The 12,810-nt window shown below is 67.6% G+C and carries 11 protein-coding genes; 3 read left to right on the top strand and 8 right to left on the bottom strand.

Translation table 11 applies throughout. From position 1 onward, the window contains the following. Window positions 1–107: 107 nt before the first annotated feature. Window positions 108–1,256 (top strand): HNH endonuclease signature motif containing protein, encoded by a 1,149-nt coding sequence (locus tag ABFX45_RS28235; RefSeq protein ID WP_346133112.1) that lies wholly within the window; start codon window positions 108–110, stop codon window positions 1,254–1,256. A 649-nt stretch (window positions 1,257–1,905) separates the two neighbouring features. Here the strand turns inward: ABFX45_RS28235 and ABFX45_RS28230 are convergent. The 3 genes from ABFX45_RS28230 to ABFX45_RS28220 are packed head-to-tail and all read right to left on the bottom strand — an operon-like array spanning window position 1,906 to window position 5,015. Continuing rightward, entirely contained in the window at window positions 1,906–3,057 is a 1,152-nt protein-coding gene (locus ABFX45_RS28230) for an NAD-dependent formate dehydrogenase (protein ID WP_170154907.1), read from the bottom strand. 56 nt (window positions 3,058–3,113) lie between these two features. Beyond that, on the bottom strand, window positions 3,114–4,037 hold the full coding sequence (locus tag ABFX45_RS28225) for a LysR family transcriptional regulator (protein ID WP_346133109.1): 924 nt from the start codon (window positions 4,035–4,037) through the stop codon (window positions 3,114–3,116). Beyond that, the gene (locus ABFX45_RS28220; protein WP_346133107.1) at window positions 4,038–5,015 is read right to left on the bottom strand and encodes a 2-dehydropantoate 2-reductase; all 978 of its coding nucleotides are present in this window, start codon (window positions 5,013–5,015) and stop codon (window positions 4,038–4,040) included. It lies immediately after the preceding gene. Between the two features lie 111 nt (window positions 5,016–5,126). Here ABFX45_RS28220 and ABFX45_RS28215 point away from each other — a divergent pair, with 111 nt between their 5' ends. Both ABFX45_RS28215 and ABFX45_RS28210 read left to right on the top strand, forming a co-directional pair. Then, complete coding sequence (locus ABFX45_RS28215) at window positions 5,127–5,840, top strand: GntR family transcriptional regulator (RefSeq protein WP_346133105.1); 714 nt, start codon at window positions 5,127–5,129, stop codon at window positions 5,838–5,840. Between the two features lie 246 nt (window positions 5,841–6,086). Next, a complete protein-coding gene (locus ABFX45_RS28210; protein WP_346133103.1) occupies window positions 6,087–6,287 on the top strand; it encodes a hypothetical protein in 201 nt (66 codons plus the stop codon). Here the strand turns inward: ABFX45_RS28210 and ABFX45_RS28205 are convergent. The 5 genes from ABFX45_RS28205 to frc all read right to left on the bottom strand — a co-directional run bounded on the left by ABFX45_RS28205 (window position 6,278) and on the right by frc (window position 12,798). After that, the gene (locus ABFX45_RS28205) at window positions 6,278–7,291 is read right to left on the bottom strand and encodes a TerC family protein (RefSeq protein ID WP_112226291.1); all 1,014 of its coding nucleotides are present in this window, start codon (window positions 7,289–7,291) and stop codon (window positions 6,278–6,280) included. The two genes, ABFX45_RS28210 and ABFX45_RS28205, sit on opposite strands and share 10 nt — an antisense overlap. Window positions 7,292–7,315: 24 nt before the next feature. Continuing rightward, on the bottom strand, window positions 7,316–7,750 hold the full coding sequence (locus tag ABFX45_RS28200) for a hypothetical protein (protein WP_346133101.1): 435 nt from the start codon (window positions 7,748–7,750) through the stop codon (window positions 7,316–7,318). Continuing rightward, window positions 7,750–9,156: an Nramp family divalent metal transporter gene (locus ABFX45_RS28195; protein ID WP_346133099.1), complete on the bottom strand. Its 1,407-nt coding sequence runs from the start codon at window positions 9,154–9,156 to the stop codon at window positions 7,750–7,752. Before ABFX45_RS28195 ends, ABFX45_RS28200 begins: the two co-directional genes overlap by 1 nt. A 226-nt stretch (window positions 9,157–9,382) precedes the next feature. Further along, on the bottom strand, window positions 9,383–11,533 hold the full coding sequence (locus tag ABFX45_RS28190; protein ID WP_346133097.1) for an acetate--CoA ligase family protein: 2,151 nt from the start codon (window positions 11,531–11,533) through the stop codon (window positions 9,383–9,385). A 23-nt stretch (window positions 11,534–11,556) separates the two neighbouring features. Continuing rightward, window positions 11,557–12,798 carry a formyl-CoA transferase gene (gene frc / locus ABFX45_RS28185; RefSeq protein ID WP_346133095.1) on the bottom strand — a complete coding sequence of 414 codons (1,242 nt, stop codon included), beginning with the start codon at window positions 12,796–12,798 and terminating at the stop codon, window positions 11,557–11,559. Window positions 12,799–12,810 lie beyond the last annotated feature (12 nt).

Here is a 12,810-nt window from a genome sequence, read left to right as displayed (position 1 = left end):
TACGGCTCGCTCCGCTTCGCCACGAGGGTGGTTGGCTCAGACTGTTAACTCGATTGTGTATACCGTGACCTGTTATTTTCTCGTGATCTTGCGGTAGATTAGAACACGTGAGCGACACCCGACTCCTCTCCACCGACGAGCTGCTACGCGGCATCGTCGACGAGGTGACGGAAATCCGGATTCGCGAACATTCGGTCATGCAGAAGATCGCAGAGTTGGATCGGCGCGGGGCCGCGGCCGAACTCGGCTACAAGGATTTGCCGCACGTGTTGCGGCACGCGGTCCGCTGGGACCGGAAAACCGCCAGGAAATGGGTCACCCACGCCGCACTGCTGAGTCGCGAGATCACGCCGACCGGCAGTGTGCTCGCGCCCGCACTTCCTGTGGTCGCCGAGGCGGCGGCCGAGGGGGCGCTGTCGGTCGAGCATGTTGGTGTGGTGGCCGAGGTCATGAAGGCGCTGCCCGCCGAGGCCGAAGAGCCTGTCGTGGGTTTCGCCCGTGAGCATGAGCCGAGTGCGGTGCGGGCGTTCGGCAAAGAACTGGCCTACCGGCTGTTCCAGAACGACCCCGAACCCCGCGACGCCGAACCCGCTCCGCCGGTCAACCAGCACGTGATGCGGTGGAAGAACGGCTACCTGGAGATCTGGGCGAAGCTGGACACCATCACCGGCGCCAAGTACGAGGCCTTGCTCGACCCGCTGGCCAAGCCCCGCCCGACCACCGCCGACGAAGGCCCCGATCTCCGGTCGCGGGCTGAGCGCGAAGGCGACGCCCTGGCCGACCTCGTGGACCTGATGCTGCGCGCCGACCAGCTGCCCGAGCACGGCGGCGAACCGGTCACCCTCACCCTGACCATGCGCTACGACGACCTCGCCGACCAGGTCGGCCAGGCCATGCTGGACAACCGCGAACGCGTGCCTGCCGACCAGGTCCGCCAGCTGGCCTGCAACGCCGGGATCATCCCGATGGTCATGGGAGCGAAGTCGCAGCCGCTCAACGTCGGCCGCAAGTCCCGCACCTTCACCGCCGGAATGCGGCGCGCCCTGGTCGCCCGCGACCACGGCTGCGCCTTCCCCGGCTGCGGCCGACCACCCAAACACTGCGACGCCCACCACATCCACCACTGGGCCGACGGCGGCGACACCTCCGTCGGCAACGGCGTCCTGCTCTGCCGCCACCACCACAGGCTCATCCACCACAGCGGCTGGACGGTGACAATGGTGCAGGGCATCCCGGTGTTCTATCCGCCGCGCTGACTGGATCCGCTGCGAAAACCCAGACGCAACCTCATCCACACCGCCGCCTGACCTTGGGTCGGTGACACCGCCGCGCGCCGGAATACCCGGCGCGCGGCAAAGGCGAGGTGGAGGTCCGCAAAGCAACCGCGATGGCGAAGCCGAGGCCTCCGGAACCAGCCGCAAGGCAAAGTCGCAGCCCCGGAACCAGCCGCAAAGGCGACGCCGAGGCCCCGGAAGAAACCGCCAGGTGAAATCGTGGCGTCCTCTCCTCAACCGCGATGGCGAAGCCGAGCCGGACAGGGCAATGCCACACCGTTCAACCGGTAATTACCGCACCCGACCGCCCTACGTGCCCACGTACGCTTGCGATTGGGGCTTGACTTTGGGTGCGAGGTGCTACCGTGTTCGGATCGGCCGGGCGCTTTACATGCCCGGCTTTTACAGGCCGACCAGCGCCTCGCAAGGGCCCCGAAGTCAAGCCCCAATCGCAATCGTCGCGAAGCGGCGATGAAATGACCCGGCCCGTCAAGGCCCGCGCAACCACCTACGCAAGGTGACGCCCCGCAAGCCAAGTGCCCCTCCGCTGGAACCGGGGCAGCCAACGCAAGGCCACCATCGCAAGGCGACCGCCTACGCAAGGCGGGCCGGTCTACGGGAAGGTCGCTCGCTACCCCCTGACCGCGTACGAGTGAGCGCCCGTGCCCGCGAGCTTGCCGCCGTCCACGATCAGATACTCGTCCCGGATCGGCGTGCCGGCGAAGAACGACTCCAGGATCTCCCTGGTACCGGCGGCATAGCGGGCCTGCGCGGACAACGAACTGCCCGAGATGTGCGGCGTCATGCCGTGATGAGGCATCGTCCGCCACGGGTGGTCGGCGGGCGCGGGCTGCGGGAACCACACGTCGCCCGCGTACCCCGCCAGGCGGCCGCTCTGCAACGCCCGCACCACGGCGTCGCGGTCGGCGATCCGAGCCCGCGCGGTGTTGATGAGGTAGGCGCCGCGCTTCATGGAACCGATGAGCGAGTCGTCGAACAGGCCCTCTGTCTCCGGGTGCAGTGGTGCGTTGACCGTGACGACGTCGCAGTGCGGCACCATGTCCGCGGCCGAGGTGTGGAACGTCAGGCCGAGTTCCTGCTCCACCTCGCGAGGCAGGCGGTGCCGGTCGGTGTAGTGCAGGTGCACGTCGAACGGGGCCAAGCGTTTGAGGACCGCCAGGCCGATGCGGCCGGCGGCCACGGTGCCGATGTGCATGCCCTCGACGTCGTAGGAGCGGGCCACGCAGTCGGCGATGTTCCAGCCGCCGTTCAGCACGGTCTGGTGTGAGGGAACGAAGTTGCGGACCAGGTTCAGGATCGACATCACCACGTGTTCGGCGACGCTGATGCTGTTGCAGTAGGTCACCTCCGCGACGGTCACGCCGTGGGCGATGGCCGCGTCGAGGTCGACGTGGTCGGAGCCGATTCCGGCGGTGACGGCGAGCTTCAACCTGGGAGCGCGGGCGATTCGGTCCGCGGTCAGGTAGGCGGGCCAGAACGGCTGGGAGATCACGACGTCCGCGTCGGCCAGGTGCCGTTCGAACTCCTCGCTCTCCTTGTCGGACGTCACGACCAGCTCGTGGCCGGCTGCTTCCAGGAAGGCACGCAGACCCAGCTCGCCGGACACGCTGCCGAGCAGGTGGCCGGGGGTGAAGTCCACTGAGGACGGAGTCGGCAGCGTCTGGCCGCCCGGGTAGCCGGGCAGCGCCGGCAGGTCGTCGCGGGCGTAGGTGGCCGGGTAGCCGGTCACCGGGTCGTCGTAGAGGACGCACAGGATCTTCATGCCCTCCAGCATCGAAGGGACACCGGCACCGCGTCCAAGCGAAAGTTCCTATCCCGTCATAGGTCGCGTCTATCAAGATGCTTGTGCAGCAGCCGATCCAGCTCGCCACGCACGTCGAGGCCGCGCGTCAGGTCCAGCATCGCCCGCGCGAGCATCGACACCGGCTCCTGGTCGCCGACCACGAGGCCGATCCGCGGCACGCGTTGCGGGTCCTCGATCCGGACGACACGCATCCCCTCCGGCGTTCCGAACATCTGCAGCCAGGCGTGCGCGATGACGCTCGACCACTTCCGGGTGGCCACGTGGGCGTACAGCGTCGCCACCGTGTCGGCCTCGATCACCGGCACTGGCTGCACGCCGGCGTCGGCGAAGATCCCGTCGAGGATCCGGCGGTTCCGCATCTTCGAGGTCAGCAGGCACAACGGCAGCGCCGCCACGTCCGCCCACCGCGCCACCGGACGGGAAGCGATCTCCTCGTCGTCAGGAGTGAGCAGCACATATCGTTCCTCGTACAACGGCAAAGCGCGCACCGAGCTGTCCACGTAGGTCATCGCGACGTCGAGCTCGAACTCGGCGAGTCCTCGCTCGATCTCCGACGACGACAGCGACTCCAGCACGACACGAACATGCGGGTGCCGCTCGCAGAACGGCGTTGTCAGCAGCGGAGCCGCGGGCAACGCGGTCGGTATCGCGCCGATCCGCAGCACACCGGACAGCGACTCGCGCATGCGCGAAAGGTCCTGCCGCAGGGCATCGCGGTCCGCCAGCATGCGATGCGCCCACAGCAGGACCCGTTCCCCCTCCGGCGTCAGCGACTCGAAACGGCGGCCGCGGGACACGATCGGCACCCCGAGCTCGCGTTCGAGCTTGCTGATCGCCGCCGACAGCGACGGCTGGGACACGTGACAGGACTCCGCCGCGCGGGCGAAGTGGCGTTCGCGCGCCAGAGCGACCAGGTACTCCAGCTCTCGCAGCAACAACTACGACACCAGCGACGTGCGCGACAGGAGGTCGATCGCCGCGTAGACGTGCCGCAACGTGGGCGCGGGCACCCGTGTCAACGAAGCGATCTCCACCACCGCGCCGATGATCGCGTCGATCTCCAGTCGCTTGCCGGCCTCCAGGTCCTGCAGCATCGACGTCTTGTGGTGCCCGACCCGCCGGGCGCCGTCGATGCGCTTGTCGATCGAGATCTGCGGGTCGCAGCCCGCCGCCCGCGCGATGGTCAGCGTCTCGGCCATCATCTCGGCCACCAGGTCGCGGCTGTCCGAGTGGTCGCAGATCTCCACCATCGTCGCGCGGGTCAGTGCGCTCAACGGGTTGAACGCCACGTTGCCCATCAGCTTGATCCAGATGTCCTCGCGGACGTCCTTCTCCACCGGGCACTTCAGGCCGCCCGCGACCATCGCCTCGCTCAGCGCCACGCAGCGCGGCGAGATCGACCGGTCGGGCTCGCCGATCGAGAAGCGCGTGCCTTCGAGGTGCCGGATCACGCCCGGCGACTCGATCTCGGTCGAGCAGTAGACAACGCAGCCGATCGCCCGCTCCATCGGCAGAACGGCCGTCACCGAGCCACCGGGGTCCACGGCCTCGATCCGCTGACCTTCCAGAGGGTGGCCGGTCATGCCGTGGAAGTACCACCACGGGATGCCGTTCTGCGCCGCGATCACGGCGGTGTCGCGGCCCAGCAGCGGTGCCAGCAGATCACCCGACGACGCGTACGAGTACGCCTTCAGGCCGAGGAAGACGTAGTCGACCTCGCCCACCTCGGCGGGATCGGAGGTCGCGTGTGGATGCGCGGTGAAGTCACCACGAGGACTCAGCACCCGCACGCCGTGCTCCCGCATCGCGGCGAGATGAGCTCCACGTGCGATCAGGTGGACCTCCACGCCCGCACGATGCAAGGCCGCACCGACGTAGGCACCGATCGCTCCGGCTCCGAGAACAGCGATCTTCATGTCACGCCCCGCTCCGCCAGACACACCGGCAAGATTGCATACAGTATACGGACAACATGACCAAAGCTCTAGAAGTGCTTTTTGCATACCAAAAGCTGTATTCTGTCTGACATGACCTCTTTGCCCAGTGGCCGCCGTGCCGCCCGCGGTCCACTCAGTGCCGCCGCGAGCCGCCGCGTCGAACGGCCGGCACCGCTGCGACAAGCCGTCTACGACGCCTTGCTCGAGCTCATCGTCAACCGGACCCTCGCGCCCGGCCAGCACCTGGTCGAGGCCGAGCTCGCCGAGTACCTGGGCGTGAGCAGGCAGCCGGTGCGCGAGGCCCTGCAGCGGCTGCAGACCGACGGCTGGGTCGACCTGCGCCCCGCCCAGGGCGCCTTCGTGCACACCCCGACCGAGGAGGAGGCCGACCAGCTGCTCGCCGTGCGCAGCGTGCTCGAGACCTACTCCGCCAAGCTCGCCGCCGAGCACGCCACCGCACAGGACGTCAAGCAGCTCAAGAAGCTGCAGAAGGCCGGCGAGGACGCGCTGGCCGCCGCCGACGTGGACCGGCTGGTCGAGGCGAACGCCAACCTGCACGCCGCTGTCGCGTCGATCGGCCGCAACAAGGTCCTGTCCGAGATGATCGGACTGGTCGACCGCCGGGTGCGCTGGTACTACACCCCGATCGCCCGCCCACGGAGCCGTGACTCGTGGAACGAACACGCTGAGCTGATCGCCGCCATCGCCGACGGTGACGCAGAGCGAGCCGGCGAGGTCATGCACCATCATGCGGAGCAGACCCGGCAGACCTATCACGACCAGAAGACCACCGAAGGTAACTGAGCCATCACGCTCAGATCACCCGAAATCGGTCATTTGGTGCCGCACGGGTGATCCCCGACACGATGGCCGCAGATTGCATACAAAACGCAGTATGCTGAATGTGGGCAGGGACGGGGTCGATGAGGACCCGGAGTGGGTATCCGATGGAAAGAGCCCCGGCCGCAACCCTGCTTCCCCCGTGCGACAGTGCCTGCAGGGCTTCTGCGCGCCTCGGGGGTGACCATCGACAGGAAGAGAAGGAAGACCATGCCTCGTTGGAAGAACCTCGTGAACGCGCTCACCAGGCCGCGCCAGGGATTCTCCGCCGACGGCCGCACGCTCGGCCTCGGACTGGCCACCGCGCTGAACGAGCAGCGCAAGGACGCCGAGGCCGTAGCGGCCGTGGCCAAGACGCTGCGCCCCAGCTCTCAGGGCAAAGACGCCGAAGGCCACACGATTCACGGCTGAGTGTCCTTGACGGGAGCGTCCTCGCTCCTCTGTGCACTCTCCGCTCCCTCCACGGCGGACTGGGCGGCCCGCCTGGAGGTGTGCAGGCTCCACACCGTGGTGATGGCGAGCGTCACCACGATCACCCCGAGAGACACCACGATCGGGATCTCCGGAGCCCACGAGACACCGTGGTGGTGCAGCGCCTCGAAGATGAGCTTGAGCCCGATGAACGCGAGCACCACCGCGAGGCCCTTGCTCAGGTGCACCAGGCGATCCAGCAGGCCGCCCACCAGGAAGAAGAGCTGGCGCAGGCCCATCAACGCGAACGCGTTGGCGGTCAGCACCAGGTAGGGCTCCTTGGTGAGACCGAAGATCGCCGGGATCGAGTCCACCGCGAACAGCAGGTCCGTGGTGCCCACCGCGACCATGACGATCAGCATCGGCGTCACCACGCGGCGACCGTCGACGCGCGTCGTCAGGGCGGCGCCGTGGTAGGTCGTCGTCGCCGGGACGACCTTCTTCACGGCGCGCAACGCGGCGTTCTCGGAGAACTCGGCCTCCTCGGTTTCCTCCTGCCGCAACAGCTTCCACGCGGTGTAGATCAGGAAGGCACCGAAGAGGTAGAACAGCCAGTCGAACCGCGCGATCGCCTGCGCGCCCAGCGCGATGAACACGGCCCGGAGCAACAGGGCCAGGACGATGCCGACGATGAGCACCTTCTGCCGGTACTCCCGCGGCACCGCGAACCTGGCCATGATGAGCACGAACACGAACAGGTTGTCGACGCTCAGCGAGTACTCGGTGATCCAGCCGGCGAAGAACTCGCCACCGTACGACGGCCCGGCGAGGAACGTGATGCCGAGTCCGAAGAGGACGGCCAGGCCGACGTAGAACAGCACCCAGTACAGCGACTCGCGGAACGACGGCTCGTGCGGTTTTCGTGCCACCAGGTAGAAGTCGAACGCGATCACGGCGGCGATGCCGCCCATGGTCGCGATCCACACCCAGACAGGAAGATCCAGCATTCTCGCTCCTCCGGCGGAAGGTCAGCGGGACGTGGCGGCGCCAGAAGTGGCACCAGCGGTGCGCATGCGCAGCGCGATGCGCTCGTGCAGCCACAGGAATCCGATCGCCCAGCCCATGCTCACGAGTCCCTGGTAGGCGAGGAAACTGGCCAGGTCCGAGGGCAGCCGGACCTGGCCGGTGAGCACCAGGCTCACGGAGATCTCGTGCACCAGGCGGGCGAGCGGGAAGCCCGCCAGCCAGAACAGCGCGACGGGAGCGAACCGCCCGCGCGGCAGCCGGCCCGACGCGACGAGCACGCCGAGACCGCCGCCGAGCAACGCCAGCGGCACACCGAGCGCGAGCATCGTCACCAACGCCCACGAGAGGGGCTGGCCGACCAAGGCCGCCAGCCCGCCCGCAACCACACCGGCGGCGAGACCGACCGCCGCACCGGGTATTGCCTCTCGGATCTCCATCAGTCCACCACGACGCCGAAGCGGACCAGGCTGTAGAACAGCATGCCGAGGTAGAACACGGCGCCCAGCCCGATGATGATGTTCGTGACCAGCTTGGGCCGGATGGGTTTGGGCAGCATCCGGTTGTTCACGAGCAGCAGCACGACGCAGTAGGCACCCATCGCGAACGTGGAGAGGAACGCCAGGACGTCGAGGATCGCTCCCGGTCCGTCCGCCGGTCCCCACAGCAGGATGATGATGCCGAACGTGATGACGCCCCACAGGAATCCCGCGTAGAGGTGCGACATCCGGAACCGCTTCGCACCGGGCACGAAGTGGTACGCCATGTCGGCCTGGCCGCGGGAGAACGAGTCGAACAGGCCCAGCGTGGCGTTCAGGCCGATCAGCGCGATGAACCCGAGGAACACCGCACCGAGCACCGGGCCGCCCGCCGAGGCGAAGGCGTCCGACATGCCGTTGAGCGCCGCTTCCCGTTCACCGGCCTCGATCAGCGCCTTCACGTTCGGGCTCTCCCGGTTCGCAGCCTGGGCGAGCACGGTGAACGAGATCGTGACCAGCATCGTGATGCCCCAGAAGAGCAGCAGGGCGTCGAACGTGACCCAGCGCCGCCAGCCCTTCCACTTCGCCATCTCGGCGGGATCCGAGGTGTCGAACATGAAGCCGCGGCTGGGCATCTGCTCTTCCTTGCCCGCGTGCCGCAACCCGCGCACCTTCGGGATGTGCGCGCCCATGCCGGCGCCGCTGTCGCGCAGGTGCAGCGTGTACCACATCTGCTGCATGCCGGACGGTCCGGCGAACGCGATCGAGCCGACGATGACCGGGAACCACGTCGCCGACAGGGCGTCCGCCGGCAGGTAGCCGAACTGGAACATGCCGGTGACGGTGCTGACCAGGTCCTGCCACGTGCCGACCATCGCAGCGACGATCGCGGTGCTGACGACCAGCAGTCCGATGAGGATGGACAGCAGGTTCTCCAGCAGGTTGTAGATGACCTTCGCCAGGCTGAAGAGCACGCCGACCAGGATCAGGCCCACGCAGGCCGACACCGTCCACGGTATGCCGGTGATCCGCTCGAGCGCCGCCGCGCCCGCGGAGAGATGGCCCGGCCAGATGTAGACGGCCATCGCCACGATGAAGAAGAACCACATGATCGGCTTGAACACGCGTGCCGCGCCGAAGAAGATGCTCTCGCCCGTCGCCATGGCGTAGCGGGCCATCTCCAGCATCACGACGGCCTGCAGGGTCACGCCGATCAGGAACAGCCATCGGATGTCCGGCCCGAAGAGCAGCACGAGCCGGGGCCACATGTAGGCCTCGCCCATGCCCACGCCGAGTGCCACCAGGAAGACGGTGGGGCCCAGCAGGTGAATCGACGGTGGCGCGTCGGGCAGTTTCCTGATGGGCATCGCTTCCAGCCTGCCCGCGGGCCAGACACGCTCCCCCTGTGGTTCTTTCTGTGACTCTCTTTGGGGCGGTGCTGACACGTCCGTGCGGGCGACCAGATTTGGATCATCCACGGTTAACAACCTCCAGAGGACCGGCTGTCTTCGTTGACCTCCCTGGCGGGTTCGCGACCGTGGGCGTGACACGGTCGCGGACGGGCCATCTCTCCCTTGCTAGAGCGTCCTGCCGCTAACCGAGCAAGCCGGCGGCCCTTGCCCACCGATACTTCGCGCCCAGCACTGCGACAGGTTTCTCCGTTGTGTACGGATACGCAACCACTCCGTTCCGGTACAGGTACTCGCTGGCCTCCTCCACCTCGACGTCGCCGGCGAGCGAGGCGACGACGGGCTTGTGGATGCCGTTCGCCCGGTACTCCTCCACCACGTCGACCACGAGCTTCGCGAACACCATCGGTGGCGTGACGATGGTGTGCCAGTAGCCGAGGATCAGCGAGTGGATGCGGTCGTCCGCGAGTCCGAGCGCGATCGTGTTCCGGTACGTCGAGGGCGGTTCCCCGCCGGTGATGTCGACCGGGTTGCCCGCCGCGCCGAACGGCGGGATGAACTTCCGGAACGCCGCGTCCAGATCGTCCGGAATGCTCATCAGCGACAACCCGTTGTCCACACAGGCGTCCGAGAGCAGCACGCCCGAACCGCCCGCGCCGGTGATGATGACGACGTTCTCGCCCTTGGGCGTGGCCAGCAGCGGAATGCCCCGCGCGTACTCCAGCAGGTCGTTCAGGCCGGGTGCCCGGATCACGCCGCTCTGCTTGAGGATGTCGTCGTAGACCCGGTCGTTGCCGGCCAGTGCGCCGGTGTGCGAGCTGGCCGCCTTGGCGCCCTGGTCGGTTCGCCCGGCCTTCAGCACGACGACCGGTTTCTTTTCCGAGACGCGCTTCGCCGTCTCCGCGAAGGAACGGCCGTCCTTCAGGTCTTCCAGGTGCATCGCGACGAGCTGGGTGTTCGGGTCCTGCTCGAAGAACGTCAGCAGGTCGTCCTCGTCGATGTCGGCCTTGTTGCCCACACCCACGATCGCGCTGACGCCCATGCCCGCGGAACGGCTGAAGCCGAGGATCGCCATGCCGATTCCGCCGCTCTGCGACGACAGCGCGACACCGCCCTTGACGTCGTACGGCGTGCAGAACGTCGCCGAGAGGTTCTCCGGCGTGTAGTAGTAGCCGTAGATGTTCGGGCCGAGGATGCGCACACCGTGCTTGCGCGCGATCGAGACGATCTCGTCCTGCAGCTCCTGGTTGCCCGTCTCGCCGAAGCCGGACGGGATCATGATCGCGCCGGCGACGCCCTTCCTGCCGACCTCTTCGAGGGCGGCGGGCACGAACTTGGCCGGGATCGCGAACACCGCGACGTCGACGTCACCCGGGACGTCGCCGATGCTCGCGAACGCCTTGCGCTCGAGGATCTCGTCGGCCTTGGGGTTGATCGGGTGGATCTCGCCCTGGAACCCGCCGTTGACGAGGTTCTTCATCACCGAGTTGCCGATCTTGCCCTCTTCGTTGGAGGCACCGATCACGGCGACGGCGGCCGGCTTCATGATGCGGTTCATCGCGGTCAGGATCTCGTCCTGCGTGAACCGGTGCGGTTCCTTCGCGGCGTTCTCGTCGACCAGGATCCGCACGTCGACCGCGGTGGCACCACCCGGAGTGGCGAGCACCGGGTTGAGGTCGACCTCCGCGAGCTGCGGGAAGTCCGTGACCAGGTCGGAGACGCGGTGGATCAGGTCGGCGAGCTTGTGCGCGTCGACGCCCTGCGCGCCGCGGACACCGCGCAGGATCTCCGCGGCCGCGATGCCGTTGACCATCGAGAGCGCCTCGGACGCGCTCGTGGGCGCCAGCCGGAACGTGACGTCCTTGAGCACCTCGACGAGCACCCCGCCGAGGCCGAACGCGACGATCTTGCCGAACGTCTCGTCGGTGGTGGCGCCCACGATCACCTCGTGGACGTCGTTCCCGGTCGGCAGCTGCTGCTGGACCTGGACACCGGTGATGTCGGCGTCCGCCTTGTAGTTCTTCGCGTTGTGGATGATCGTGCGGTAGCCCTCGGCGACCTCGTTCGCGCTGCGGAGGCCCACCAGCACGCCACCGGCCTCGGTCTTGTGCAGGATGTCCGGTGAGACGATCTTGAGCACGACCGGGTAGCCGATCTCCTCGGCGAACGCGACGGCGCCCTCGGACGACTTCGCCAGCGCTTCGGCCGGGGTCGCGATCCCGTAGGCGTCGCAGACCCGCTTGCCCTCCGGCGCGGTGAGCGACGACCGTCCCTCCGCCCGCACCTTCGCGAGCACGTTCTCGACCGCGGCGCGGTCGTAGCCGTTGTCCGGCATGAGATCTCGTCTCCCTAGAGGTATCAGATGACGCCGGCGGTGCGGAGTTCGGCCAGTCGTTCGCTGCTGTAGCCCAAGGCGCCGAGGACCTCGTCGTTGTGCTCACCGAGCAACGGCGAGCGGTGCACCTCGACCGGAGAGTCGGAGAGCTTGAGCGGGCAGCCGACCGTCTTGAACGTGCCGCGCTCGGGGTGCTCGACCTCGACGACGGTCTCCAGCTCGGCCAGCGTCTCGTCCTCGATGATCTCCTTGGTGGACAGGATGGGTCCGCACGGGATGTTGTGGGCGTTGAGCTTGTCCATCACCTCCCACTTGGTGTGCTTCTCCGTCCACTCCTCGATCAGCGCGAACGCCTTGTCCAGCTTGGAGAGCCGGACCTCTGGCGTCGCCCAGGCCGGGTCGTCGGCGAGCTCGGGCTTGCCGATCAGCTCGGTCAGCGGCTTCCACCCGACCGGCTGGATGATCACGTAGATGTAGTCGTTCGGGCCGCCGGGGGCACAGCGCACCGCCCAGCCGGGCTGGCCACCACCGGATGCGTTGCCGGAGCGGGGAACCTCGTCCCCGAACTGCTCGTTCGGGTACTCCCCCAGCGGCCCGTGGGCGAGCCGCTGCTGGTCGCGCAGCTTCACCCGGCACAGGTTCAGGACGGCGTCCTGCATGGCCACCTGGACGCGCTGCCCGCGCCCGGTGTTCGTCCGCTGGTACAGCGCGGCCAGGATCGCGGCCACCAGGTGGATTCCGGTGCCGGAGTCACCGATCTGCGCGCCGGTGGCGAGCGGTGGCCCGTTCTCGAACCCGGTGGTGCTCATCGAGCCGCCCATGGCCTGCGCGATCACCTCGTAGGCCTTGAAGTCGGCGTAGCGGCCGGGGCCGAAGCCCTTGATGGAGGCGTAGATGAGCTTGGAGTTGAGCTCGTGCAGCTTCTCCCACGGGTAGCCGAAACGCTCGACGACGCCGGGGCCGAAGTTCTCGACGAGGATGTCCACCTCGCCGACGAGCTTCTCGAAGATCTCCTTGCCCTCCGGGGCCTTCATGTTGAGCGTGATGCTCCGCTTGTTGCAGTTGAGCATCGTGAAGTAGAGACTGTCCACATCGGGCAGATCCCGCAGCTGGCCGCGGGTGATGTCGCCCCGTCCCGGCGTTTCCAGCTTGATGACGTCCGCGCCCAGCCAGGCGAGCAGCTGGGTCGACGACGGTCCGGACTGCACGTGCGTCATGTCGAGGACTTTGACGCCTTCCAAGGCCTTGCCGGCAGTGATTCCCATTGGCTGGCTCAC

It is taken from the genome of Lentzea roselyniae, from assembly GCF_039537795.1.
In the GTDB taxonomy this organism is placed as follows: Bacteria; Actinomycetota; Actinomycetes; order Mycobacteriales; family Pseudonocardiaceae; genus Lentzea; species Lentzea atacamensis.
This window is presented reverse-complemented; position numbering and strand designations above follow the sequence as displayed.

Excerpts from the sequence above, each read along its gene's own strand:
- ABFX45_RS28220 (WP_346133107.1), bottom strand. The coding sequence starts at position 5,015 with ATGAAGATCGCTGTTCTCGGAGCCGGAGCGATCGGTGCCTACGTCGGT.
- ABFX45_RS28195 (WP_346133099.1), bottom strand. The coding sequence starts at position 9,156 with ATGCCCATCAGGAAACTGCCCGACGCGCCACCGTCGATTCACCTGCTG.
- ABFX45_RS28215 (WP_346133105.1), top strand. The coding sequence starts at position 5,127 with ATGACCTCTTTGCCCAGTGGCCGCCGTGCCGCCCGCGGTCCACTCAGT.
- ABFX45_RS28200 (WP_346133101.1), bottom strand. The coding sequence starts at position 7,750 with ATGGAGATCCGAGAGGCAATACCCGGTGCGGCGGTCGGTCTCGCCGCC.
- frc (WP_346133095.1), bottom strand. The coding sequence starts at position 12,798 with ATGGGAATCACTGCCGGCAAGGCCTTGGAAGGCGTCAAAGTCCTCGAC.
- ABFX45_RS28190 (WP_346133097.1), bottom strand. The coding sequence starts at position 11,533 with ATGCCGGACAACGGCTACGACCGCGCCGCGGTCGAGAACGTGCTCGCG.
- ABFX45_RS28230 (WP_170154907.1), bottom strand. The coding sequence starts at position 3,057 with ATGAAGATCCTGTGCGTCCTCTACGACGACCCGGTGACCGGCTACCCG.
- ABFX45_RS28210 (WP_346133103.1), top strand. The coding sequence starts at position 6,087 with ATGCCTCGTTGGAAGAACCTCGTGAACGCGCTCACCAGGCCGCGCCAG.